This window comes from Arthrobacter sp. NicSoilB11 (assembly GCF_019977375.1).
Classification (GTDB): domain Bacteria; phylum Actinomycetota; class Actinomycetes; order Actinomycetales; family Micrococcaceae; genus Arthrobacter.
Genome location: NZ_AP024657.1, coordinates 2,107,411 through 2,130,417 on the forward strand (window position 1 = coordinate 2,107,411; position 23,007 = coordinate 2,130,417).

General features: G+C 66.9%; 19 protein-coding genes. 10 read left to right on the forward strand and 9 right to left on the reverse strand.

Annotated features, from left to right (window positions below; genetic code table 11):
- Window positions 1-24: 24 nt before the first annotated feature.
- From LDO14_RS09710 to tkt, 5 genes are read right to left on the reverse strand one after another with little or no spacing between them, the layout of a single operon-like run.
- On the reverse strand, window positions 25-966 hold the full coding sequence (locus LDO14_RS09710; protein ID WP_134165361.1) for a glucose-6-phosphate dehydrogenase assembly protein OpcA: 942 nt from the start codon (window positions 964-966) through the stop codon (window positions 25-27).
- The gene (gene zwf / locus LDO14_RS09715; RefSeq protein ID WP_026266207.1) at window positions 963-2,522 is read right to left on the reverse strand and encodes a glucose-6-phosphate dehydrogenase; all 1,560 of its coding nucleotides are present in this window, start codon (window positions 2,520-2,522) and stop codon (window positions 963-965) included. Before zwf ends, LDO14_RS09710 begins: the two co-directional genes overlap by 4 nt.
- A gap of 15 nt (window positions 2,523-2,537) precedes the next feature.
- The gene (locus tag LDO14_RS09720; RefSeq protein WP_018772120.1) at window positions 2,538-4,169 is read right to left on the reverse strand and encodes a glucose-6-phosphate isomerase; all 1,632 of its coding nucleotides are present in this window, start codon (window positions 4,167-4,169) and stop codon (window positions 2,538-2,540) included.
- Window positions 4,170-4,174: 5 nt separating this feature from the next.
- Entirely contained in the window at window positions 4,175-5,290 is a 1,116-nt protein-coding gene (gene tal / locus LDO14_RS09725; RefSeq protein WP_018772119.1) for a transaldolase, read from the reverse strand.
- Between the two features lie 28 nt (window positions 5,291-5,318).
- Window positions 5,319-7,436 (reverse strand): transketolase, encoded by a 2,118-nt coding sequence (gene tkt / locus LDO14_RS09730; protein WP_026266206.1) that lies wholly within the window; start codon window positions 7,434-7,436, stop codon window positions 5,319-5,321.
- A gap of 519 nt (window positions 7,437-7,955) precedes the next feature.
- On the opposite strand from tkt, the gene LDO14_RS09735 reads away from it, so the two are divergent.
- Window positions 7,956-8,915 carry a heme o synthase gene (locus LDO14_RS09735; RefSeq protein ID WP_018772117.1) on the forward strand — a complete coding sequence of 320 codons (960 nt, stop codon included), beginning with the start codon at window positions 7,956-7,958 and terminating at the stop codon, window positions 8,913-8,915.
- A 222-nt stretch (window positions 8,916-9,137) separates the two neighbouring features.
- Entirely contained in the window at window positions 9,138-11,405 is a 2,268-nt protein-coding gene (locus tag LDO14_RS09740) for a bifunctional SulP family inorganic anion transporter/carbonic anhydrase (protein WP_223995073.1), read from the forward strand.
- 109 nt (window positions 11,406-11,514) lie between these two features.
- On the opposite strand, the gene LDO14_RS09745 is transcribed toward LDO14_RS09740, so the two are convergent.
- Genes LDO14_RS09745 through LDO14_RS09755 form a run of 3 tightly spaced genes read right to left on the reverse strand, consistent with a single transcriptional unit; the run spans window position 11,515 to window position 14,217 of the window.
- Entirely contained in the window at window positions 11,515-12,477 is a 963-nt protein-coding gene (locus LDO14_RS09745) for a COX15/CtaA family protein (protein ID WP_018772115.1), read from the reverse strand.
- A 7-nt stretch (window positions 12,478-12,484) separates the two neighbouring features.
- Window positions 12,485-13,252, reverse strand: coding sequence for an ABC transporter permease (locus LDO14_RS09750; RefSeq protein WP_223995075.1), 768 nt, complete (start codon window positions 13,250-13,252; stop codon window positions 12,485-12,487).
- On the reverse strand, window positions 13,249-14,217 hold the full coding sequence (locus LDO14_RS09755; RefSeq protein WP_056390246.1) for an ABC transporter ATP-binding protein: 969 nt from the start codon (window positions 14,215-14,217) through the stop codon (window positions 13,249-13,251). Before LDO14_RS09755 ends, LDO14_RS09750 begins: the two co-directional genes overlap by 4 nt.
- A gap of 125 nt (window positions 14,218-14,342) precedes the next feature.
- On the opposite strand from LDO14_RS09755, the gene LDO14_RS09760 reads away from it, so the two are divergent.
- The 6 genes from LDO14_RS09760 to LDO14_RS09785 are packed head-to-tail and all read left to right on the forward strand — an operon-like array spanning window position 14,343 to window position 19,391.
- A complete protein-coding gene (locus LDO14_RS09760) occupies window positions 14,343-15,128 on the forward strand; it encodes a helix-turn-helix domain-containing protein (RefSeq protein ID WP_134165355.1) in 786 nt (261 codons plus the stop codon).
- Window positions 15,128-16,591, forward strand: coding sequence for a Fe-S cluster assembly protein SufB (gene sufB / locus LDO14_RS09765; RefSeq protein WP_018772111.1), 1,464 nt, complete (start codon window positions 15,128-15,130; stop codon window positions 16,589-16,591). The genes LDO14_RS09760 and sufB overlap by 1 nt, the downstream gene beginning before the upstream one ends.
- Window positions 16,591-17,832, forward strand: coding sequence for a Fe-S cluster assembly protein SufD (sufD, locus tag LDO14_RS09770; protein WP_018772110.1), 1,242 nt, complete (start codon window positions 16,591-16,593; stop codon window positions 17,830-17,832). Before sufB ends, sufD begins: the two co-directional genes overlap by 1 nt.
- 20 nt (window positions 17,833-17,852) lie before the next feature.
- Window positions 17,853-18,209 carry a non-heme iron oxygenase ferredoxin subunit gene (locus LDO14_RS09775; protein WP_018772109.1) on the forward strand — a complete coding sequence of 119 codons (357 nt, stop codon included), beginning with the start codon at window positions 17,853-17,855 and terminating at the stop codon, window positions 18,207-18,209.
- A gap of 42 nt (window positions 18,210-18,251) precedes the next feature.
- Window positions 18,252-19,046, forward strand: a complete 795-nt coding sequence (sufC, locus tag LDO14_RS09780; RefSeq protein WP_018772108.1) for a Fe-S cluster assembly ATPase SufC — start codon at window positions 18,252-18,254, stop codon at window positions 19,044-19,046.
- 12 nt (window positions 19,047-19,058) lie between these two features.
- Window positions 19,059-19,391, forward strand: coding sequence for a metal-sulfur cluster assembly factor (locus tag LDO14_RS09785; protein ID WP_018761278.1), 333 nt, complete (start codon window positions 19,059-19,061; stop codon window positions 19,389-19,391).
- A 75-nt stretch (window positions 19,392-19,466) separates the two neighbouring features.
- Here LDO14_RS09785 and LDO14_RS09790 read toward each other — a convergent pair whose 3' ends face one another.
- Window positions 19,467-20,348 (reverse strand): neutral zinc metallopeptidase, encoded by an 882-nt coding sequence (locus tag LDO14_RS09790; protein WP_056390249.1) that lies wholly within the window; start codon window positions 20,346-20,348, stop codon window positions 19,467-19,469.
- Between the two features lie 58 nt (window positions 20,349-20,406).
- Between LDO14_RS09790 and LDO14_RS09795 the strand changes: the two genes are divergently transcribed.
- Both LDO14_RS09795 and LDO14_RS09800 read left to right on the forward strand, forming a co-directional pair.
- Window positions 20,407-21,813 carry an AMP-binding protein gene (locus LDO14_RS09795; RefSeq protein WP_223995077.1) on the forward strand — a complete coding sequence of 469 codons (1,407 nt, stop codon included), beginning with the start codon at window positions 20,407-20,409 and terminating at the stop codon, window positions 21,811-21,813.
- The gene (locus LDO14_RS09800; RefSeq protein ID WP_223995079.1) at window positions 21,806-23,005 is read left to right on the forward strand and encodes a thiolase family protein; all 1,200 of its coding nucleotides are present in this window, start codon (window positions 21,806-21,808) and stop codon (window positions 23,003-23,005) included. Before LDO14_RS09795 ends, LDO14_RS09800 begins: the two co-directional genes overlap by 8 nt.
- Window positions 23,006-23,007 lie beyond the last annotated feature (2 nt).

Consider the following 23,007-nt stretch of genomic DNA (forward strand, 5'->3'; position numbering starts at 1 on the left):
TCTGGATGGATGCTTACTCGTGGGTCAACGCTCACTGGGTCGGACGCTCCTTAGATTGGTACGTGGCAGTCCCATAGTAATCACTTCCCCGAAGACTTCGTCCGGGTCGAGGCGGCGGAGTTCTTCGGCGAGGCAGTCGCGGAGGCTGCGGCGTGGGAGGGAGATCCGTTGGGCGGGTTGGCCGGGTTGGGTGAGTTCGGCGACGGAAAGTCCGGGGCGGAAGAGCTGGACGTCGCCGCCGGGGCGGCTGAGGCGGACGCGGCGGATGCCGGTCCCTGCCGGGTCCGCCACGATGGTCACGGGTGCGTCCAAGGTCAGGGTGAGCCAGGCTGCCAGCAGGATGGTGGAGGGTGAGTCCGAGGCACCTTCGACCGCGACGGCCGTGACCGGTGAGGAGTCCACTTCGTCCAGGGCTGCCGCGAGCTGGATCCGCCAGTTGGTCAGCCGGGTCCAGGCGAGGTCGGTGTCGCCGGCCTTGTAGGTGCGGTGGATCCGTTCCAGTGCGGCCTGGGGGTCGGGTTCGTTCGCGGAGTCGGTGATCCTGCGGTGCGCGATCGCGCCGATGGAGGTCTCGCACGCGTTCGCGGGGGCGCCGTGCGGCCACCAGGCCACGATTGGGGCGTCCGGAAGCAGCAGCGCGGCCACCAGGGACTCGGACTCGTGGGCCAGTTGGCCGTAGCCGCGCAGCACGATCACTTCCGAGGCGCCGGCGTCCCCGCCGACCCGGATCTGCGCGTCGAGCCGGTCTTCGGCGTCCTTCCCGGCGTCGGCGAGGACGATGATCCGGCAGGGGTGTTCCCGGCTGGCGTCGTTCGCGGCCTCGATCGCTTCTTCCTCGAGTCCGGACTTGGTCACGACCACCAGGGTCAGGACCCGGCCCAGCGCGATCACGCCGCCCTGCTCGCGCAGGGCCATGAGTTTCTTGGACACCTTCGAGGTGGTGGTGTCGGGCAGGTTAACGATCATGGCCTTCTCCAGGTTCGTCCGTCACGGGCCAGCAGCTCATCGGCCGAGGCGGGGCCCCAGGAACCGGGGGCGTAGGGTTCGGGCTGCTCACTCAGGGACGCCCAGTATTCCTCGAACGGGTCAAGGATCTTCCAGGACAGCTCCACTTCCTCATGCCGCGGGAACAGCGGCGGCTCACCCAGAAGCACGTCCAGGATCAGCCGCTCGTACGCCTCCGGCGAGGACTCCGTGAACGAGTGCCCGTAGCCGAAGTCCATGGTCACGTCGCGGACTTCCATCTGCGTGCCCGGGACCTTGGAACCGAACCGGATGGTCACGCCCTCATCGGGCTGGACCCGGATCACCACGGCGTTCTGCCCGAAGTCATCCTCCCCGTGGTCACGGAACAACAGGTTCGGGGCGCGCTTGAAGACCACCGCGATTTCGGTCACGCGCCGGCCCAGGCGCTTGCCGGCCCGCAGGTAGAACGGCACTCCGGACCAGCGGCGGGTGTGGATGTCCACCCGGACAGCGGCGTAGGTTTCGGTGGTGGAATCGGCGGGGATGCCTTCTTCCTCCAGGTAGCCCTGGACCTGCTCGCCGCCCTGCCAGCCGCCGGTGAACTGCCCGCGGGCCGAGTGCGTGGACAGGTCGTCCGGGAGCTTGACCGCGGCGAGGACTTTTTCCTTCTCTGCCCGCAGGTCATCGGCGTTGAAGGAGATCGGCTCCTCCATCGCCGTCAAAGCGAGCAGCTGCAGCAGGTGGTTCTGGATCACGTCGCGGGCCGCGCCCACGCCGTCGTAATATCCTGCCCGGCCGCCGGTGCCGATGTCCTCGGCCATGGTGATCTGGACATGGTCCACGTAGTTGGCGTTCCACAACGGCTCGAACAACTGGTTCGCGAAACGCAGCGCCAGGATGTTCTGCACCGTTTCCTTGCCCAGGTAATGGTCAATCCGGAACACCGCGTCCGGCGGGAACACCGATTCGACGATGTCGTTCAACTGCCTGGCCGACTGCAGGTCGTGACCGAACGGCTTTTCGATCACCACGCGCCGCCATTTGTCCCCCTCGGCCTGCGCCAGGCCGTGCTTGGAGAGCTGCCGGCAGACCTGCTCGAATGCCTTGGGCGGGATCGACAAGTAGAACGCGTGGTTCCCCCGGGTGCCCCGGACGTCGTCGAGTTCCTTGATGGTCTCACCAAGGCGCTCAAAGGCCGCGTCGTCGTCGAACTCGCCCTGGACAAACCGGATGCCCTCGGACAACTGGTTCCACACGGCCTCATCGAACGGCGTCCGCGCATGGGCCTGCACCGAGGCCTTCACCTCGGCGGCGAAATCTTCCTTGTCCCACTCCCGGCGGGCAAAACCCACCAGCGCGAAACTCGGCGGCAACAGCCCACGGTTGGCAAGGTCATACACCGCAGGCATGAGCTTCTTCCGGGCCAAATCACCCGTGACCCCAAAGAGTACCAACGACGACGGACCGGCAATCCGGTTCAAACGGCGGTCACGCGGATCGCGCAACGGATTACGCCCGCGGCCCGCGCCCTTCCTGCCGTATTCAGTTTCTGGCATGGTTGCTTCTGCGCCTTAGCTTTCGGTAGCGGATGCGCGGGTGGACAGGGCAGCGACGATGTCCTGCAGCTGCGCCACGCCGGCGGCACGGTCGGTGAGGTGGAGGCGGAGCACGGGACGTCCGTGCCCACCCAGGACCTGGGCGTCGCCTGCTGCCTGTGCGGCGATGAGTTCGCCAAAGCTGAAGGGCCGGTCCGGGATCCCCAGATCCTCGGCGGGGGTGGCGGTGACCTGGAGGAACACGCCAATGGCGGGACCGCCCTTGTGGAACTGGCCGGTGGAGTGCAGGAAGCGCGGACCCCAGCCGAACGTCACCGGACGGCCGGTCGCGGCGGCAAGTTCGTCCCGGATACCCTCCAGCCCGGCGAACGCCAGCCGGTCGAAGTACGCCTGGACGCTCAGGTAGCTGTCCGCGGCCAGGGTGCCCAGCAGGGCCTTGACGGCGCCCTCCGCCGTGGCGGCGTTTCCGAGCCAGTCCCCGCCGCGCACCTCAATGGCGCCGTCGACGAATGCCGCAGGCGTGGGCTCCGGCTGGGCGTCCAGCAGCCCACGCGCTGCCACCTTGGCGGCCTCAACGTCGGGCTGGTCGAAGGGGTTGATCCCCAGCAGGCGCCCCGCAACGGCGGTGGCGAACTCCCACACCATCATCTGGGTGGCAAGGCCGCCGGCAATGGCCACCTGGTTGTCACCGGGTTCGACGTCGGCATCCGCGGCGACGAGCCGCACCACCAGGACGTCGGGGGCACCGGAGGTTACCTCCGGGGCCTGCGGCCCCGCGACGACCGGCAGGATCCCGGTTCCCAGCTTGCCCGTGGACTCGGCGATGAGCTGCTCAGCCCAGTCCGCGAAGCCAACGATGCCGGAGCCGTCCTCGGCGATGACGACCTTGTTCCGCAGCGGGCTGGTTCCGCCCAGCGCGGCGCCCAGTGCCAACCCGATGTTTTCAGGGGCGTCGTCGTTGAGGATCTCGGCAGCTTCCTCGGCTTCGTCCAGGAATGCCTGGATGTCCACGCCGGCCAGGCCGGAAGGAACCAGGCCGAACGCTGTCAGCGCGGAGTAGCGGCCGCCCACGTTGGGGTCGGCGTTGAAGACGGCGCGGTAGCCGGCTTCGCGGGAGGCCTTGTCCAGCGGCGAACCCGGGTCCGTCACGATGATGATCCGGCTCTTGGCGTCCACGCCGGCCTCGGTGAAGGCCTGCTCGAAAATCCGGCGCTGCGAGTCGGTCTCCAGGGTGGAGCCGGACTTGGACGAGACCACGATTGCGGTCTGGCCCAGCCGGTCCGCCAGGGCAGCCCGGACCTGGTCCGGGTCCGTGCTGTCCAGCACTGTCAGCTCGACGCCGGCGGTGCCAGCAATGACCTCAGGGGCCAGCGAGGATCCGCCCATGCCGCAGAGCACGATCCTGCTCACTCCCTCCGCGCGCAGGGCGTCGCGGAGTTCCAGGATGTCCTTGACCAAAGGCTGTGAGACTGTTGCCGCCTCCACCCACCCAAGGCGGATTGCCGACTCCGATTCGGCGTCCGGACCCCACAGGGTGTGGTCCTTGGCGAAGATCCGCGTGGCGACCCGGTCCTCCACCAGGGCGGGAAGGTGCTGTTCAAGCGCGTGCTGGGCAGCGCCGGTGGCGTCGAAGCTGAGAGTGCTCATAGGTGTTAGGAAGCCTTCCGTGCAGAGGCCAGGGCACCTTCGACGTCGGCCAGCAGTTCCTTCCAGCTGGCCACGAACTTGTCCAGGCCTTCGGTTTCAAGGAGTGCCACGACGTCGTTGTAGGAGACCCCGAGCTTTTCAAGGGCGTCGAGGGTTGCGTTTGCTTCGGCGTAGGTGCCGGTGATGGTGTCACCGGTAACCACGCCGTGGTCGAAGGTGGCATCCAGCGTCTTTTCCGGCATGGTGTTCACCACGCCGCGGGCCACGAGTTCGGTGACGTAAAGGGTGTCCGGGTAAGCAGGATCCTTCACACCGGTGGAAGCCCACAGGGGGCGCTGGGGGAGAGCCCCGGCGTCGGCCAGCAGCGCCCACCGTTCGGTGGCGAAGAGCTCTTCGTAGACCTGGTAGGCCAGGCGGGCGTTGGCCACGCCGGCCTTGCCCTTGAGGGCTTTTGCCTCGTCGGTGCCGATCTTGTCGAGGCGCTTGTCGATTTCCGTGTCCACGCGGGAGACGAAGAACGAGGCAACGGAGTGGATCTTCGAAAGGTCGTGGCCGTTCTCTTTGGCCTGTTCCAGGCCGGACTGGAATGCATTGATGACCGCGCGGTACCGCTCCAGCGAGAAGATAAGGGTCACGTTGACGCTGATGCCCTCGGCCAGTGTTGCCGTGATGGCTTCAAGGCCCTCGATGGTTGCCGGGATCTTGATCAGGACGTTGTCCTTGTTGACTCGCTGCGAGAGGTGCTTGGCCTCGGCGATGGTCCCTGCGGTGTCCCAGGCAAGGCGCGGGTCGACTTCGATGGAGACGCGGCCGTCAACGCCCTTGGTGGCAGCAGCCACGGGTGCAAACAGGTCGCAGGCATCGGCAACGTCGGTGGTGGTGATCTCGAAGATCGTGTCCTCCACGCTGGCGCCTTCTGCAGCCTTGCCGGCAATGATGTGGTCGTAGTCGGTGCCGGACGTGATGGCTGCGTGGAAGATGGACGGGTTGGTGGTCACGCCGACCACATTCTTCTCTTCAATGAGCTTGCGGAGGGTGCCGGTCTGCAGGCGTCCGCGGGAAAGGTCGTCGAGCCAGATGGAGACTCCGGCGTCGGAGAGCTGCTGGGTGGGAGTAGTCATTTCTTGTATCTCCTAAAAGATGAGGGTTTCAGGCCTGGAGGCTGGAGATGGAGTCCTTGGCTGCGGCAGCCACTGCTTCTGCCGTGATGCCGAACTCCTGGAAGAGGCGCTTGTAGTCCGCGGAAGCGCCGTAGTGCTCAAGGCTCACGGAACGGCCGGCGTCGCCGACGAATTCCCGCCAGCCCAGGGCCAGTCCTGCTTCCACCGAAACGCGTGCCTTGACGGCGGCGGGCAGGACGGATTCGCGGTAGGCGGCGTCCTGCTTCTTGAACCACTCGACGCACGGCATGGAGACAACCCGGGCTGCGATGCCTTCGGCCTGGAGGGCTTCGCGCGCCTGGACGGCCAACTGGACCTCGGAGCCGGTGCCGATCAGGATCACGTCGGCCGGAACCGTGGCGCCGTCCTTCGAGGCCTCGGCCAGGACGTAGCCGCCCTTTGCAACACCTGCGGTGGAAGCGAACGTGTCGCCGTCGGCGTCGCCCGCGCCACGTTCCCAAGTGGGGATGTTCTGGCGGGTCAGGACGATGCCGGCAGGGTTGCTGTGGTTTTCGAGCATGGTCTTCCACGCAGCTGCCACTTCGTTGGCGTCGCCGGGGCGGACCACGTCCAGGCCAACGATGGCACGCAGCGAGGCGAGCTGTTCCACCGGCTGGTGGGTGGGGCCGTCTTCGCCCAGGCCGATGGAGTCGTGGGTCCAGACGTACAGCGACGGAACACCCATGAGCGCGCCGAGCCGGATGGCGGGGCGCTGGTAGTCGCTGAAGATCAGGAAGGTGCCGGAGAAGGCGCGGGTGTTGCCCGCCAGGCTGATGCCGTTCACGATCGAGGCAGCAGCGTGCTCGCGGATGCCGAAGTGCAGCACGCGGCCGTAGGGGTTGCCGGACCAGGCACCGGTCTGCTTGGAGGCCGGCACGAAGGACGGCGAGCCCTCGATGGTGGTGTTGTTGGACTCGGCGAGGTCGGCGGAGCCGCCCCAGAGTTCGGGCAGTACCGGGCCCAGCGCGTTCAGTACCTTGCCCGATGCTGCGCGGGTGGAAACGTCCTTGCCTGCCGGGAAGACCGGAAGGGCAGCGTCCACGCCTTCGGGAAGTTCCCTGGCCTCGATGCGCTGCAGCAGAGCCGCGCCTTCAGGGTTGGCTGCCTGCCAGGCATTGAAGGACTCTTCCCATTCCTTGCGGGCGGCGGCGCCACGGTCCACTACGGAGCGGGCGTGGGCCAGGACTTCCTGGTCCACATCGAAGGACTTGGACGGGTCGAAGCCCAGGACTTCCTTCAGCGCTGCGACTTCCTCGGCGCCGAGGGCGGAGCCGTGGATCTTGCCGGTGTTCTGCTTCTTGGGCGCCGGGTAGCCGATGATGGTGCGCAGGGAGATGATGGAGGGCTTGGAGGTCTCAGCCTTCGCTGCGAGCAGGGCCGAGTACAGCTCCTGCACATCTTCCTTGTATTCGCCCGTCTTGGTCCAGTCCACCCGCTGGGTGTGCCAGCCGTAGGCTTCATAGCGCTTCAGGACATCTTCGGTGAAGGCGATGTCGGTATCGTCCTCGATGGAGATGTGGTTCTCGTCGTAGATGACCACGAGATTGCCGAGTTCCTGGTGGCCGGCGAGCGAGGAAGCCTCGGCCGTGACGCCTTCCTGGAGGTCGCCGTCGGACGCAATGACCCAGATGGTGTGGTCGAACGGCGATTCGCCGGCGGGGGCATCAGCATCGAACAGGCCGCGCTGGCGGCGCTGGGAGTAGGCGAAGCCAACCGAGGAGGCCAGGCCCTGGCCCAGCGGTCCGGTAGTGATCTCCACGCCGGCGGTGTGCTTGTACTCCGGGTGTCCCGGGGTCAGCGAACCCCACGTGCGAAGCGCCTCCAGGTCCTTCAGTTCCAGGCCGTAGCCGGAGAGGAACAGCTGGATGTAAAGGGTCAGCGAGGTGTGGCCGGGGGACAGGACGAACCGGTCGCGGCCCAGCCACTGCGGATCGCGCGGGTCATGGCGCATCAGCTTCTGGAAAAGAAGGTAAGCGGCGGGGGCCAGGCTCATGGCGGTTCCGGGGTGGCCGTTGCCCACCTTCTCTACGGCATCGGCGGCCAGGACGCGGATGGTGTCCACGGCGCGCTGGTCCAAGCTGGTCCATGACAGTTCTTGCTCTTCCAAATGTGGCACGAAAACCGGGCCCCTCTCTGTGCTGATGGCGGCTGTACACCGGTTCCGTTTAAGGGCGCACTGCGTGGCGCCTGCTGCGGTGTGTACCAGCCGTTCACCATCGAAACGTTGATCCTTGCATTCAGTCACGGACAGCAGCGGGAATGCGTTTTCCACCGCTTTCTTGCTGCGTGCTGATCTGTTGACAGCTTAGCTCTTATCCATTCTGCGGGCGGCCCAAATCTCACGTTTTGGACGCAATTTCCCCTTTTGTGAATCACCGTCACGAAGGGTTGAGTTAATCTGCTCGAATGGGCCCGTGAGCAATCATCTGCGCATATGGCGGGGCCGGGACAGCGCCCGCGGCGCGGTATGATATTCGGAGGCCAACGCCGGGCGTGCATCCCTATCGCCGTCCGGGGTTTCCCGACTGTTGCACGCACCTGAAGCATTTCCTCCCTTCTTGCCGTGCCCGGGTCCGGGCCGCACGACCGGAGCTGCACTGCCAGCCTCAACTGCCACACAGAACGGGTGACTGCCACCGTGAGCACAACAGATACGCCGCTGAACGCATCCCGGGCCTCCGGCGCCGGGTTTGCCCGTAAGGCCAAGGCGTATCTCGCCCTCACCAAGCCGCGCGTGATCGAACTGCTGCTGGTCAGCACCCTGCCCACCATGATTTACGCCCAGCGGGGCTTCCCATCCATCGGACTGATCCTCGCCACGCTGGTGGGCGGTGCCTTCGCTGCGGGCAGCGCCGGGGCCTTCAACTGTTACATCGACCGCGACATCGACAAGCTGATGCACCGCACGGAGAACAGGCCGCTGGTCACCGGTGAAGTCACCCCGCGCGAGGCGCTGGTCTTTTCCTGGCTGCTGGGTGCCGCCTCGATCGTGATCCTCTGGTTCGGAGCCAATCCGCTTTCCGCCTGGCTGGGGCTGGGTGCCATCTTCTTCTACGTGGTCATCTACACCATGATCCTCAAGCGGCGCACGGCGCAGAACATTGTCTGGGGCGGTGCAGCAGGCTGCTTCCCGGTGCTGATCGCGTGGGCTGCCGTCACCAACTCTGTTGAGTGGCCGGCGGTCGTCCTGTTCATGGTGATCTTCCTGTGGACCCCGCCACACTACTGGCCCCTGTCCATGCGTTACGGCGAGGACTACCGGAACGCCAACGTCCCCATGCTCGGTGCCATCGCCGGCGCCAAGGTGGTGTCCGTCCAGGTGGTCCTGTACGCCTGGGCCATGGTGGCCTGCTCCCTGCTAATGATTCCTGCGGGTGGGGCCGGTTGGGTCTACACCGTAACCGCAGTCCTGGCCGGCGCGTGGTTCCTCTATGAATCCCATGCCCTGTATTCGCGCGCCCACAGCGAGGACATCCCGGACAAGCGCGCCATGAAGGTCTTCCATGGCTCCATCAGCTACCTGACGCTGTTGTTCATCGCGCTGGCGGTGGACCCGTTCGTCGGGCATGCAATCATGGCCGGCTAGGCCCCGGGGCGCAGATCGCCGACGCACATCCCCGGCCCAAGCCCATCGGCGGCCCCCACCTGAGTGGTGGGGGCCGCCGTTTGCGCTAACCCGCGCAGGCTGCGCGTGCACGGAATCGAAACCGATATGACATTTTTGTCATATCGGTCACTTTAAGTGTCATCCATCATGACCAGCTGCTTACGGTGGGGTGGACCCTTCCCTCGATCAAAGGAAAAATCCATGGAAGTCCGTCCCTCCACAATTCCCGCCCCCAGCCACAGCCCGCCGGGAGGCCGGGGAAGCCGTGGCCGCTTCACCTTCCGCCGCCCGCCGTTTGCTGCCCATTTGGGCGCCGACGTACCCGCATCCCTGGTGGTGTTCCTCGTGGCCCTCCCGCTCTCGCTCGGCATCGCAGCCGCGTCGGGAGCCCCCGTCATGGCAGGCCTCATCGCTGCAGCCGTGGGCGGGATCGTGGCCGGAAGCCTGGGCGGCTCACCGCTGCAGGTGAGCGGACCCGCGGCCGGGCTGACCGTCGTCGTGGCCGGGCTGGTCCAGGAGTTCGGATGGCAGGTGACCTGCGCCATCACCGCGGCCGCGGGCGCCGTGCAGCTCCTGCTGGGCATCAGTCGCGTGGGCCGGGCCGCCCTGGCCGTCTCACCGGTGGTGGTCAAAGCCATGCTCGCCGGCATCGGTGTCACCATCATCCTGCAGCAGGTCCACGTGCTTCTCGGATCCCGGCCGGCAGGCTCGGCCCTCGAGAACCTTGCGGCACTGCCGGCAGCCATCACCAACCTGGAACTGCACGCGGCCCTGCTGGGACTGGCCGTCGTGGCAATCCTGCTGTGCTGGAAGTTCCTGCCCGCCACGGTCCGGCGTGTTCCGGGCCCCTTGGCCGCCGTCGCGGCAGGAACCGCACTGGCCGTGGCCTTTGCCCCCGGTGTTGAGCGCATCTCCCTTGATGGCTCCATTTTCGATGCCATCGCCCTGCCGCAGCTTCCGGACAGCAACTGGCGCGCGTTCGCTTTTGCCATCTTGACCATGGCCCTCATCGCCAGCATCGAGTCCCTCCTGTCGGCCGTGGCCGTGGACAAGATGCAGACCGGTCCGCGGACCAACCTGAACAGGGAGCTCATCGGGCAGGGCACCGCAAACATCGTTTCCGGGTCCCTGGGCGGCCTGCCCGTGACGGGCGTCATTGTCCGCAGCGCCACGAATGTGGAAGCGGGAGCGGCTTCCCGGACATCCGCAGTGCTGCACGGTGTCTGGGTTCTGGCTTTCTCTGCCCTCTTTGCCGGGTTGATCCAGCTGATCCCGCTGGCCGTCCTGGCCGGCCTGCTGGTGGTTATCGGCGCGCGGCTGATCAAGGTGGCGGACATCCGGACCAGCCTGCGCACGGGAGACCTCACCATTTACGCGGTTACCCTCATCTGCGTGGTGTTCCTGAACTTGTTGGAAGGAGTCATGATCGGCCTGGCCCTCGCCGCTGCCAGTGTGCTCTGGCGTGTTCTGCGGGCCCCCATCCAGGCGCACCGTCCCGCCGCACCGCCGTCGCCCTGGCGGGTGACCATCGCGGGATCATGCAGCTTCTTCGCGCTGCCAAAGCTCAACGGCGTCCTGCAGTCGGTGCCCGCCGGCGCGGACGTGGTGGTGGAGCTCAACGCCGACTATGTTGACCGTTCCTTCCGGGAAGCCCTGTTGGCCTGGCAGCTCCAGCACCAGGCCGCCGGCGGCACGGTGAACCTTGAGGAGCACGGCAACACGGTGTTCCGGGACGCCGCCCACCAGGCTCCCCGGCGCGAGGAAGCCACCGAGTTGCCCCTTCCGCCAAGGAAGGAGCCGTTGTTGCAGGGCGTCAACAAATACCACCGCCGGTTTGCGCACCAGGTCCGTCCGCTGGTGCATGACCTGACGGAAGGACAGAACCCGGACAGCCTGTTCGTGGGCTGCATCGATTCGCGCGTCAATCCGAACCTGATCACCAGCAGCGGCCCGGGGGACCTGCTCACGCTGCGGAACATCGGCAACGTGGTGTGCGGCAATGGCCAGGACGCCTCAACGGATTCTGCCCTGTCCTTTGCCGTCAACGGCCTGGGAGTGCAGTCGGTCGCCATCTGCGGGCACTCCAACTGCGGCGCCATGAAGGCGCTGCTCGCAGAGGCCGGCGGCGAAGACAACAGTTCGCTTGGTCCGGCATTCGGACAGTGGCTGGACCACGCCCGGCCCAGCTACACGGAGCTGCTGGCAGGGCATCCGGTGGGCCGGCAGGCGGCGGCGGCGGGTTACGCCCGGGTGGACCAACTGGCGATGGTCAACGTGGCCGTGCAACTGGCCAAGCTGCAGGACCACCCGGTGACGGGCCCGGCGCTGGTGGAGGGAAAGGTGCAGGCAACGGGCCTCTTCTACGACATTGCCACCGCGCAGGTCCTGCAGATCACCGCCACGGGGATCCGGAACCTTGACCCGGCCGGCGGGTCCGGGCTTCGGATCAACGCCCTCGCTGAACGGTAATTTCCCGGGACGCCTGCAAGGCGGCGAAACATACAAAGGCGGTAAAACGCAGGCGCCCCGGCCCCATCCCGGGCCGGGGCGCCTGCGCGCTGTACGGGTGGGCGGGCGCCTACTTCGCTGCCCTGGATGAGTCCACGGCACTGGAACGGGCGATGTCCCAGGCGTTGGTCGATGCCGCCATCAGCAGGGCCGCGCCGAGCATGTGGGCCGCTACCAGCAGCGCCGGAATACCGTTGTAGTACTGCGTAAACCCGATCACCGCCTGGAGCACGGTGACGCCCAGGAGGGCCAGGACGGCCGTCCGGAAGGGGCCCGTAATGCGGCGCCTGATGACCAGGACCAGGGCCACTACAGTCCCGGCAGTCACCAGGTACGCGGGCACGGCATGGATGTGGGAGAACAAATCCCAGTCCAGGTCGTTGCGGGGAGCATCGGCGTCACCGGCATGCGGGCCGGCCCCCGTGACCACCACACCGAGCATCACGGCGACGGCGGAGAAAAGCGCGACGGCGGCCGTCACCGGGCGCAGGGGTGCGGGCAGGGCGGCGGGCCGGGTGGCAAGGAAGCGGCCGGTCCGCCCGAAGGCACGGTTGACCAGCAGGGTGGCGAAGACCACCAGCGCCATGGAGACCAGGAAGTGCAGGCCCACCACCCACGGGTTGAGGTTGGTCAGCACGGTGACGCCGCCGATCACGGCCTGGGCGGGGATGCTGGCCAGCAGGCCCAGTGCCAGGAGGAAGAGGTCCTTGCGCTCCTTCCGGAGGTTCCACAGGTACACCAGCATCAGGGCGGCGACGGCGGCCAGCGCGAACGTCAGGAGCCGGTTGCCGAACTCGATGAAGCCATGGATGCCCATCTCCGGAGTGTTTACCAGGGAGTCGGAGGTGCAGCGGGGCCAGGTGGGGCAGCCAAGGCCCGATGCGGTGAGGCGGACGGCGCCGCCGGTGACCACCAGAAGCGTCTGGCCGATCAGGGAGGCGACGGCGAGGCGGCGGATGCGGACGTCCACGGTGCGTGGGAGCCGCGAGGCCAGGCGGCCGGCGAGCTGGGGGAGGCGTGAAGCCGTGGACACGGTTATCTCAATTCCACTTGAACCAACGGATGGCTGCGGCGCCGGCGATGACCGTCCAGAGCAGCAGGATGAGGGCGGCGCCGCCGTTCACGGCCCCGTCCAGGAAGGCGGCCCGCATCGATTCGCCCAGGGCGCCGGAGGGCAGGAAGTGCACGACTGCCTGCGCGGCGGCAGGCAGTCGCCCCGCGGGGATGACGATGCCGCCCATGGCGCCGAGGAGGATCCACAGCAGGTTGGTGATGGCCAGCGTGGCTTCCGGCCGGACTGTCCCGGCCACCAGCAGCCCCAGCGCGGTGAAAGCCGCCGCGCCCAGCGCGAGCAGCGCCAGCCCCGGGAGCCAGCCCGCCGCCGTCGGCTGCCATCCCAGGTCCAGGGCAACCACGCCAACCACCACCACCTGGAGGCACAGAACGGCCAGGACCGACAGGACTTTGCCGGCAATCAGGCCGCCGCGGCCCAAGGGGGTGGTGGACAGGAACCGGAGTACGCCGTAGCGGCGGTCGAAGCCGGTGGCGATGCCCTGGCCGGTGAAGGCCGTGGACATCGCACACAGGGCCAGGATTCCGGGAACGGCCACGTTGATGCGGCTGGATCCCATTCCGTCCAGGAACGGGGTGACCGTCAGGCCCACAAGTGCCAGCAGGGGCAGCACCACTGCCAGGATCAGCTGCTCGCCGTTCCGCAGCATTGTCAGTGCCTCGTACTTGCCCTGCAGCAGGACCCGGCGCAGCAGGGGCGCCGGCTGCTGGGCCTCCTGCATTGCTGCGGTGCTCATCGGATGTCCTTTCCTGAGATATCCAAAAAGACGTCTTCAAGGCTACGCGCCTGAAGGCTCATTGAGGCGGGCATGATTCCCTTCGCCTCCCACCACCGGGCCAGGGCGGAGAGGTGCCGGGGCGTCAGGGCGCCGGTGATGGTGTAGCTGCCGGCACGGGGTTCGGAAACGTCCACGTCATCCGGCAAAGCGGCTGCCAGGTCCAGCCCGGGCGGGGCTTCGAACACCAGCGTCCGGATGTGCCCGCCGTCCTGGTCCGCAACGGGGCTGCGCTGCAGCAGTTCCTGCACGGTCCCTTCGGCAACGTTGCGGCCGCCGTCGATGATGTACACGTAGTCCGCCAGGCGCTGGGCGTCGTCCATCAGGTGGGTGGTGAGGATGATCCCCATCCCACTGTCACGCAACTCGGCGATCAGGTCGAACACCAGCTGCCGGGACTGCGGGTCCAGTCCGGCGCTGGGCTCGTCCAGGAACAATACTTCGGGCCTGCCCACCAGGGCGGCGGCGAGTGCCAGGCGCTGTTTCTGGCCGCCGGACAGCCTGCGCACGCTGGTCCGGCTGAAGGAGTCGATGCCCAGCCTGCCCACCAGGTCTTCCAGCGGCCACGGGCGGGCGTACAGCCCGGCGATGTGCCGCAGCAGCGGCAGGGGCCGGGCCGACGGCGGGAGGCCGCCGTCCTGCAGCATCACGCCGACGCGGGACCGGAGGTCAGCGCCTGCCGCCGCCGGGTCCTGGCCCAGCAGCGAGATGGTGCCGCCACTGCGCTTTTGCAGGCCCTGGGCGCATTCGAGGGTGGTGGTTTTTCCGGCACCGTTGGCGCCGAGGAGGGCGGTTACCTGTCCGCGCTCGGCAACGAGTGAAACGCCGCTGACAACCCTGAGCATCTTTCCGTCCAGGCTGGAAAGGGGGCCGACGTCCTTGATGAGCCCATGGATGGACAGAACGGGGGACTGGGGGGATCGCACCACAGTATTCTACGGGATGTAGTATTTAGCACCGTCCCCCGGGCCTGTGCAGCTGCTTGGCATAGGTCAGCCTGCCCTTACTGGAGTGCGGGACTAAATTACGACATGATTGTGTTGTGTATTCCATGACCAACGCTACTGCCGTGCCTGCGCCCGGGCCTGTGGCTGATGCCGACGAGCGCACCCGGGACCGGGTCCTCGCTGCCGTCCTGGAGCACGGGCCCGTCAGCGCGGCCGAACTGGGCGACATGCTGGGATTCACCCCGGCCGCCGTCCGGCGCCACCTGGACCACCTGTCGCGTGCGGGCGTCATCGAGGTCAAGCGGGTGGCCAAGCCCGGCGCGGGTGCCGGCCGTCCGGCCCGCCGCTACGTCCTCAGTTCACAGGGCCAGTCCAGCCTGGGCAACGACTACCTGGACATCGCCGCCCTTGCGCTCCAGCAGCTGCAAAAGATGGCAGGCCCGGACGCGGTGCGCGCCTTCGCCGAGGAGCGCTTTGCGGACATGGAGCGGCGCTACGCACCCGAAATCGAGCAGGCCGGCCCGGACATCCGGGACCGCGCCACCGCACTCGCAGCGGCGCTGACCCGCGACAACTTCGTGGCCTCCGCTGCGTCCATCGAGGCAAAGGCACCGCTGCCCGCGGCGCTTTCCAGCGTGCAGCTCTGCCAGGGCCACTGCCCCATCCAGCAGCTCGCCGCCCGCTTCCCGGTGTTCTGCGACGTCGAGACCGAAGTCTTTTCAAGGCTGGTGGGCGTTGACGTCCGCCGCCTCTCCACGCTGGCCCGCGGCGGCCACGTCTGCACCACACATATTCCTACAGGCAGGCTGCCTGCCAAACCGGCCACGGTGCCGGCGGCAGCCCCCGCCAGCCTGGACGAAGTAATCAACCATCAGCAAGAAAGGCCGTGATGACGGACCAACTATCAGAGAAAGCAGTCGCCGAAAACACTGTGATCTCGGAGATTCTGGAAAAGAATCCCGAGCTCCACGGCATCGGCAACTACGAGTACGGCTGGGCTGACAAGAACGATGTCGGCGCCAATGCCCGCCGTGGGCTCAACGAAGAGGTAGTCCGGGACATTTCGGCGAAGAAGAGCGAGCCGGAATGGATGCTCGACCTGCGCCTGAAGGGCCTGAAGTATTTCGACCGCAAGCCCATGCCCACCTGGGGCGCGGACCTCTCCGGCATCGACTTCGACAACATCAAGTACTTCGTGCGCTCCACCGAGAAGCAGGCTGCCACCTGGGAAGACCTGCCCGAGGACATCAAGAACACGTACGACAAGCTGGGCATACCCGAGGCCGAAAAGCAGCGCCTTGTTTCGGGTGTTGCCGCCCAGTACGAGTCTGAGGTTGTTTACCACCAGCTGCGGGAGGACCTTGAGCGGCAGGGTGTCATCTTCCTGGACACCGACACCGCGCTCAAGGAACACCCGGAGATCTTCCAGGAGTACTTCGGCACCGTCATCCCGGTAGGCGACAACAAGTTCGCCTCGCTGAACACCTCCGTCTGGTCCGGCGGCTCGTTCGTGTACGTCCCCAAGGGCGTCCACGTGGAGATCCCCCTGCAGGCCTACTTCCGCATCAACACGGAAAACATGGGCCAGTTCGAACGCACGCTGATCATCGCCGACGAGGACTCCTACGTCCACTACATCGAAGGCTGCACAGCGCCGATCTACACCTCGGACTCGCTGCACTCCGCCGTCGTGGAGATCATCGTCAAGAAGGGCGCCCGCGTCCGGTACACCACCATCCAGAACTGGTCGAACAACGTCTACAACCTGGTGACCAAACGTGCCATCTGCGAAGCAGGCGCCACCATGGAATGGATCGATGGAAACATCGGCTCCAAGGTCACCATGAAGTACCCGGCCGTGTACCTCGTAGGCGAAGGGGCCAAGGGCGAGACCCTGTCCATCGCCTTCGCCGGCGAAGGCCAGCACCAGGACACCGGCTCCAAGATGGTGCACATTGCGCCGAACACCAAGAGCTCGATCATCTCCAAGTCCGTTGCCCGTGGTGGCGGCCGCGCCGCCTACCGCGGCCTGGTCCAGATCCGGGAAGGAGCCAAGCACTCGGCCAACACCGTGCGCTGCGACGCCCTCCTGGTGGACACCATTTCCCGGTCTGACACCTACCCGTACATCGACATCCGCGAGGACGATGTCCAGCTGGGACACGAGGCCACCGTTTCCCGCGTCAGCGAGGAACAGCTGTTCTACCTCATGTCCCGCGGCATGCCCGAGGACGAGGCCATGGCCATGATCGTGCGCGGCTTCATTGAGCCGATCGCCCGCGAACTGCCCATGGAATACGCCCTCGAGCTGAACCGCCTCATCGAACTCCAGATGGAAGGATCCGTCGGTTAATGACTGCCGAAGCAACTACCGAAAAGGCGCGCGTCGGCGCACCGTCGATCGCCGGTTTCACCGAGGAGGGCGAGCACCTCGTCGCCTCCAAGGTGGACCGCCACCACAGCCACGGCACACAGGTCATGGCCTCCCGCGCCGAGCGGCTCACCAGCCATGACGTGGCCGATTTCGCCCTGCCCAACGGCCGGGAAGAGGAATGGCGCTTCACCCCGGTGCGTGAACTGGCCAACCTGCTGTCCGATACCCCGTCGGAGGCCGGCGCCCTTGGCGTTACGGTCGAGGCACCTGCAGCCGTGGTCCAGCGGACCCTCCGCGCAGGTGAGGCCCCCCGTGGCGCCACCCTCGTCCCCGCCGACCGTGCCGCCGTCGTGGCTTCCGCGAACGCCGGCGACGCCCAGCTCATCTCCATCCCGGCGAACGCCGAGTTGGACGAGCCGGTGCGCCTGGTCCTGACCGGCAACGGCGCAGGCCGCCGGACCAACTCCCACGTGGTGATCGAAGCCGGAGTCAACAGCCGCTCCGTCGTGATCATCGAGCACGACGGCACCTCAGACCACAACGGCAACGTTGAGGTCCTGGTTCGCGAAGGCGCCCACCTCACGGTGGTTTCCCTGCAGCTCTGGGGGGACGACGCCAAGCACCTGGCACAGCATGACGCCGAGGTTGCCAAGGACGCCGTGTACAAGCACATTGCCGTAACTCTTGGCGGCAAGATCGTGCGCCTGAACTCCAACGTCCGCTTCGCCGGGGAAGGCGCCGAGACACAGCTCCTGGGCCTTTACTACGCCGATGCAGGCCAGCACCTGGAGCACCGTTCCTTCGTGGACCACAACGTGGCCAACTGCAAGTCCAACGTCCTCTACAAGGGCGCGCTGCAGGGCAAGGGTGCGCACACGGTCTGGGTTGGCGACGTGCTGATCCAGAAGCAGGCCGAGGGCACCGACTCCTACGAGAAGAACCAGAACCTGGTCCTGACTGACGGCTGCCGCGCGGACTCCGTGCCCAACCTCGAGATCGAGACCGGCCTGATCGAGGGTGCCGGCCACGCCAGCGCCACCGGCCGGTTCGACGACGAGCACCTGTTCTACCTGATGGCCCGCGGCATCCCCGAGGATGTTGCCCGCCGCCTGGTGGTCCGCGGCTTCCTGAACGAGATCATCCAGCAGATCAAGGTCCCGGCCCTCGAAGAGCGCCTGACCGATGCCGTGGAACGCGAACTCGCGGCAATCGACTACTAGAGACAGGCAGGCAGGAACGTATGAGCGGCAAACCCAAGGGTGAGCTGGTGTGCAGCGCCAATGACATCCAGGTCAAGCAGGCGCTGCGCATCCTGGTGGACGGCTACCCCGTAGCCGTGGTCCGGGACTCGATGGGGGACATCCACGCCATCGGTGACACCTGCTCGCACGCGGACATTTCCCTGTCCGAAGGCGACGTGGAAGGCTGCGCCATCGAGTGCTGGGGGCATGGTTCCCAGTTCGACCTGCGCAGCGGCCAGCCGCTCCAGCTCCCCGCCTACGATCCCGTGCCGGTCTTCGCCGTCGAACTCGACGGGGACGACGTCTACGTGGACGTCACCAACGTTTTGAACGGCGCAGCAGTAGACAACTACTGAGCGCCCGCAGCACCAGACTTACGAGCGAAAAGAAAGAAGAGCATGTCAACTCTTGAGATCAAGGACCTGCACGTCAGCATTGAGACGGAACAGGGCACCAAGGAGATCCTGAAGGGCGTCAGCCTGACCATCAGGACCGGCGAGACGCACGCCATCATGGGCCCCAACGGCTCGGGCAAGTCCACCCTCGCGTCCACCATTGCAGGGCACCCCCGTTACACCGTCACCCGTGGCACCATCACGCTGGACGGCGAAGACGTGCTGGCCATGAGTGTTGACGAGCGCGCCCGCGCCGGCGTCTTCCTGGCCATGCAGTACCCGGTGGAGGTTCCGGGCGTCACCATGACCAACTTCCTGCGCACCGCCAAGACCGCCATCGACGGCCAGGCGCCTGCTCTGCGCACCTGGACCAAGGACGTCAAGGCCGCCATGGAGAAGCTGCGCATCGACGCCGACTTCGCCCAGCGCAACGTCAACGAAGGCTTCTCCGGCGGCGAAAAGAAGCGCGTGGAAATCCTGCAGCTGGAGCTCTTCAAGCCCAAGTTCGCCGTCCTGGACGAGACCGACTCCGGCCTGGACGTGGACGCGCTCAAGATTGTGTCCGAGGGCGTCAACCGTGCGCACTCCGAGGGAAACATGGGCACGCTGCTCATCACGCACTACACCCGCATCCTGCGCTACATCAAGCCTGACTTCGTGCACGTGTTCGTGGACGGACAGGTTGTCGAGGAGGGCGGCCCCGAGCTGGCCGACCGCCTCGAGGAAGAAGGCTACGACCGTTACGCCAAGGGCGCCGGCGCAGCCACCATCGCGGCTGCCGCCGCAGCACAGGCCTAGTAAGGACTTGTCATGACCGAAATCAAGCCGGGCCGCACGGCCCTGGAGGACGTCGAAGAGGCGCTCAAGGACGTCATCGACCCTGAGCTTGGCGTCAACGTGGTGGACCTGGGCCTCCTGTACGGCCTGAAGTACTCCGATGACGACGGTGCGCTCCTGATCGACATGACGCTCACCACCGCAGCCTGCCCGCTCACCGACGTGCTCGAGGAGCAGGTGGGCCAGGCCCTGGACGGCGTCGTTGACGACTGGCGCCTCAACTGGGTCTGGATGCCGCCTTGGGGTCCCGAGCGGATCACCGATGACGGCAAGGACCAGATGAGGGCCCTCGGCTTCAACATCTAGAAAAAAGTACGACGACGGCCGGTCACCTTTCCCGCGAAAGGTGACCGGCCGTCGTCGTACCCCGTTCCATTGAGGTTAGAGGGTGGCGGCGCTGAAGGTGTCGCACTGCTTGATGTCGCCGGTCTGGTAGCCCCGGCTGAACCACCGCTGGCGTTCCTCACTGGAGCCGTGTGTCCAGCCTTCGGGGGAGACACGTCCGGTGGCTGCCTTCTGGATCCGGTCATCGCCCACTGATGCGGCCGCCGACAACGCGTCGTTGACGTCCTGCTGGGTGAGCGGTTCCAGGTAGGGCTGGCCGGTGGACGGGTCCGGCGTGGTGGATGCGTACTTGGCCCACAGGCCTGCATAGCAATCCGCCTGCAGTTCCGTACGGACGGAACCGGACTCCGGTCCCTGCGGGTCCTGCTGCGCCCGCTGCAGATCGCCCAGCAGGTTCTGGATGTGGTGGCCGAACTCGTGCGCCACTACGTATTCCTGGGCCAGAGGTCCGCCTGAGGAACCGAACCGGTCCACGAGTTCCTGGAAGAAACCGGGATCAAAGTAGGCGGTAGTGTCCGTGGGGCAGTAGAAGGGCCCTACTTCGGAGGTTGCGGCCCCGCACCCGGTGTTGGTGCCGCCGCTGAAGATCACGGCCTCCGGGCGGGGGTACTGCACGTTGTACTGCTTCAGGTAGCCGGGCCAGAACGCATTGAGGCTGTTCACCGTGCCGGTGATCCGGCAGTCCAGGCGGGCATCGGCGTCCGCTCCGGTGGTGCAGGCCGGTGCCGTGCCCTGGGACTGTCCGCCGGCACCGTTGTCAACCAGCCCGCCGAGCATGTTCGGGTTGATTCCCAGCAGGAGCGCAACGAGCAGCACCAGGCCGCCGCCGATTCCGCCGCCGATTTTCACGCCGGTGCCCATGCCCCTACGGTCCTGGACCTGGGAAGGATCAAGCTGCACGTTGTCATTGAAACTCATATCGTCACAATACCCGCGGGCCGGGAGCTCAACCCGTGGCGGCCGGTAAAGTTGGTCCGTGCCTTTCCTCGACAAGATCCAGCTCTGGGCTGGGCAACGGCCGCACGACACTGCCGTGGTGATCGCGGGCCGGAGACTGGACTGGGCGGAGCTGCTGGATGCCGCCGCGGGTCTGGTGCCGGAGATGAAGTCCGTCAGTACCCTGTGCGAGTCCAATTCGGTGGACTTTGCCGTGAAGTTCGCAGCCGCCGTGGCCGGCGGCCGCCAGTGCGCGGTCCTGGACCCTTCGTGGCCCGCACCGCTGCAGGAGGATATTGTCCGGCGGGTGGAGGCATGCGCCGTTCCGGCCCAGGTCTCCCCGGACGACGTGCTGGCCGACGGCCCGCCTGGCTCCAGCTTCCTCATCGGCCTCACTTCCGGCACTACGTCTGTACCCAAGGCGTTTACCCGCTCCCGGCGGTCATGGCAGCAGTCCTTCGACGCTTCCATCGAGTTTTTCGGGCTTCGCCAGGACGACGTCACCCTTGCGCCCGGGCCGCTGGCTGCCAGCCTGAACCTCTATGCCCTGGCCGAATGCCTCTACGCCGGATCCGAGTTCCAAACACTGGAGACGTTCGACGTCGGCGACGTCCACGCTGCCATCACCCACGACCGGGTCACCCGGCTGGTCCTGGTGCCCACCATGCTGCGGATGCTCAGCGAACGGGGGATGACAGGGTGCGTGGACGCCTCCGGAATCCGCACCATCATCTGTGCAGGCTCCAAACTCGATGCCCGCACCCTGGAAGCGGCACGGCGCTGGGCGCCGAACGCCACCATTTATGAGTACTACGGGGCCTCCGAGCTGAGCTTCGTCTCCGGCCTGGGCCTGGCCGCGGGACAGGTTCCGGCGGCGGGCGGTACGGGAATCGGGCGGCCCTTTCCCGGCGTGGACGTCCGGATCCTGGATGACGACGGCGGAGAGGTTCCGGATGGCGGCTACGGCAACATCTGCGTCCGCAGCGGCATGGTGAGCAACGGCTACCTGTGGGGCGACGACGGCGAGGCGCTGCGGTCCTTCGGCGACTGGTACACGGTGGGGGACCAGGGCTACCTTCTGGACGGCGAGCTGCACATCCTTGGCCGGCGCGCGGACATGATCCTTACCGCCGGAAGGAACGTCTACCCGCACGAGGTGGAACTGGCCCTGGCGGCAGTCCCGGGTGTGGCGGCAGCGGTGGCCGCCGGCGTGGCTGACGATCTGCGCGGCCAGCGCGTGGTGGCGGGGGTGGTTGCATCCCATGGCGGGCTGACGGCCACGCAGCTGCGCGCCGGCCTGGAGGACATCCTGTCCCGGCACAAGCGGCCGCTGCAGTACTACCTCCTGCCGGAACTTCCCACCACGGACCGCGGCAAGGTCAGCCGGAACCTGCTGCTGGAGTGGATCAACACCCGGGATCCCAGGGTACGGCCCCTTGGTGGCTGACGCGGTGCACGCTGAGCTCCTGCCGCCGGACCGCCAGCCGGTGATCATCGCCGCCCGCCGCACCCCGGTGTGCCCGGTCAACGGAGCCCTGCGCACCCTGCGGGCACATGAACTCCTGGCCCCGGTGCTGCGCGCGCTCGTCTCCGAACTGTCCTTGGATCCGGACTCCGTTGCCGACGTCGTGATCGGCAACGCGGTGGGCGGCGGCGGAAACGTGGCCCGGTTGGCCTTGCTGGAGGCGGGTCTGCCCGTCACCGTACCCGGGATCACCGTGGACCGGCAGTGTGGCTCAGGACTGGACGCCATCGTCCTCGCCGCCCGGCTCGTGGCGGCAGGAGGCAGTCCCGTTTACCTGGCTGGGGGAGTGGAGAGCACCAGCACCGCGCCCCTGCGCGCCAACCGGAGGGACGACGGCAGCCCGGAGTTTTACGCCCGCGCCCACTTTGTGCCGGCCAGCTACGGCGATCCGGACATGGGTACCGCCGCGGAAACGGTGGCCGCGGAATACGGAGTCGGCAGGGACCGCCAGGATGCCTTCGCCCTTGCCAGCCACCGGAAGGCCCTCACGGCGACCCGGGACCGGCGTTTCGCAGGCGAACTCGTGCCACTGGCCACCGCTGCCGGGACCGTCTCCGTCGATGGCGGGCCGCGGGCCGGCCTGACCCCCGCCATCATGGCAAGGTTCCCGGCCGCCTTCGTGCCGGGAGGAACCGTTACCGCCGGAAACTCCTGCTTCGACGCGGACGCCGCCGCCGCCGTCGTCATCACCTCCCTGGAGCGTGCACGCCGGCTGGGGGCACGCGACGGCCTGGTGGTGCGCGGCACCGGCACAGCCGGCGTGGCCCCCCAGGTACTGGGGATCGGTGCTGCCCCTGCCGCGCGGGAGGTGCTGGCCCGTGCCGGGGTGTCAGCCGGCGAGGTGGACCTGGTGGAATTCAATGAGGCGTTCGCGTCGCAGGCACTTGCCTGCCTGGACCAGCTTGGCATCGATCCCGAGCGGGCAAACCTCGACGGCGGTGCGTTGGCTCTGGGGCATGCCTACGGTGCGTCCGGGGCCGTCCTGGTGACGCGGCTGCTGGCCCAGGCGAGGGGCGCCGGCACGCCGGGAACCCTGGGGCTGGCGATGATCAGCATGGCGGGCGGCATGGGGACCGCGGCACTGCTGGAGTACCGGCAGCTGGCGCCAGCCTGATC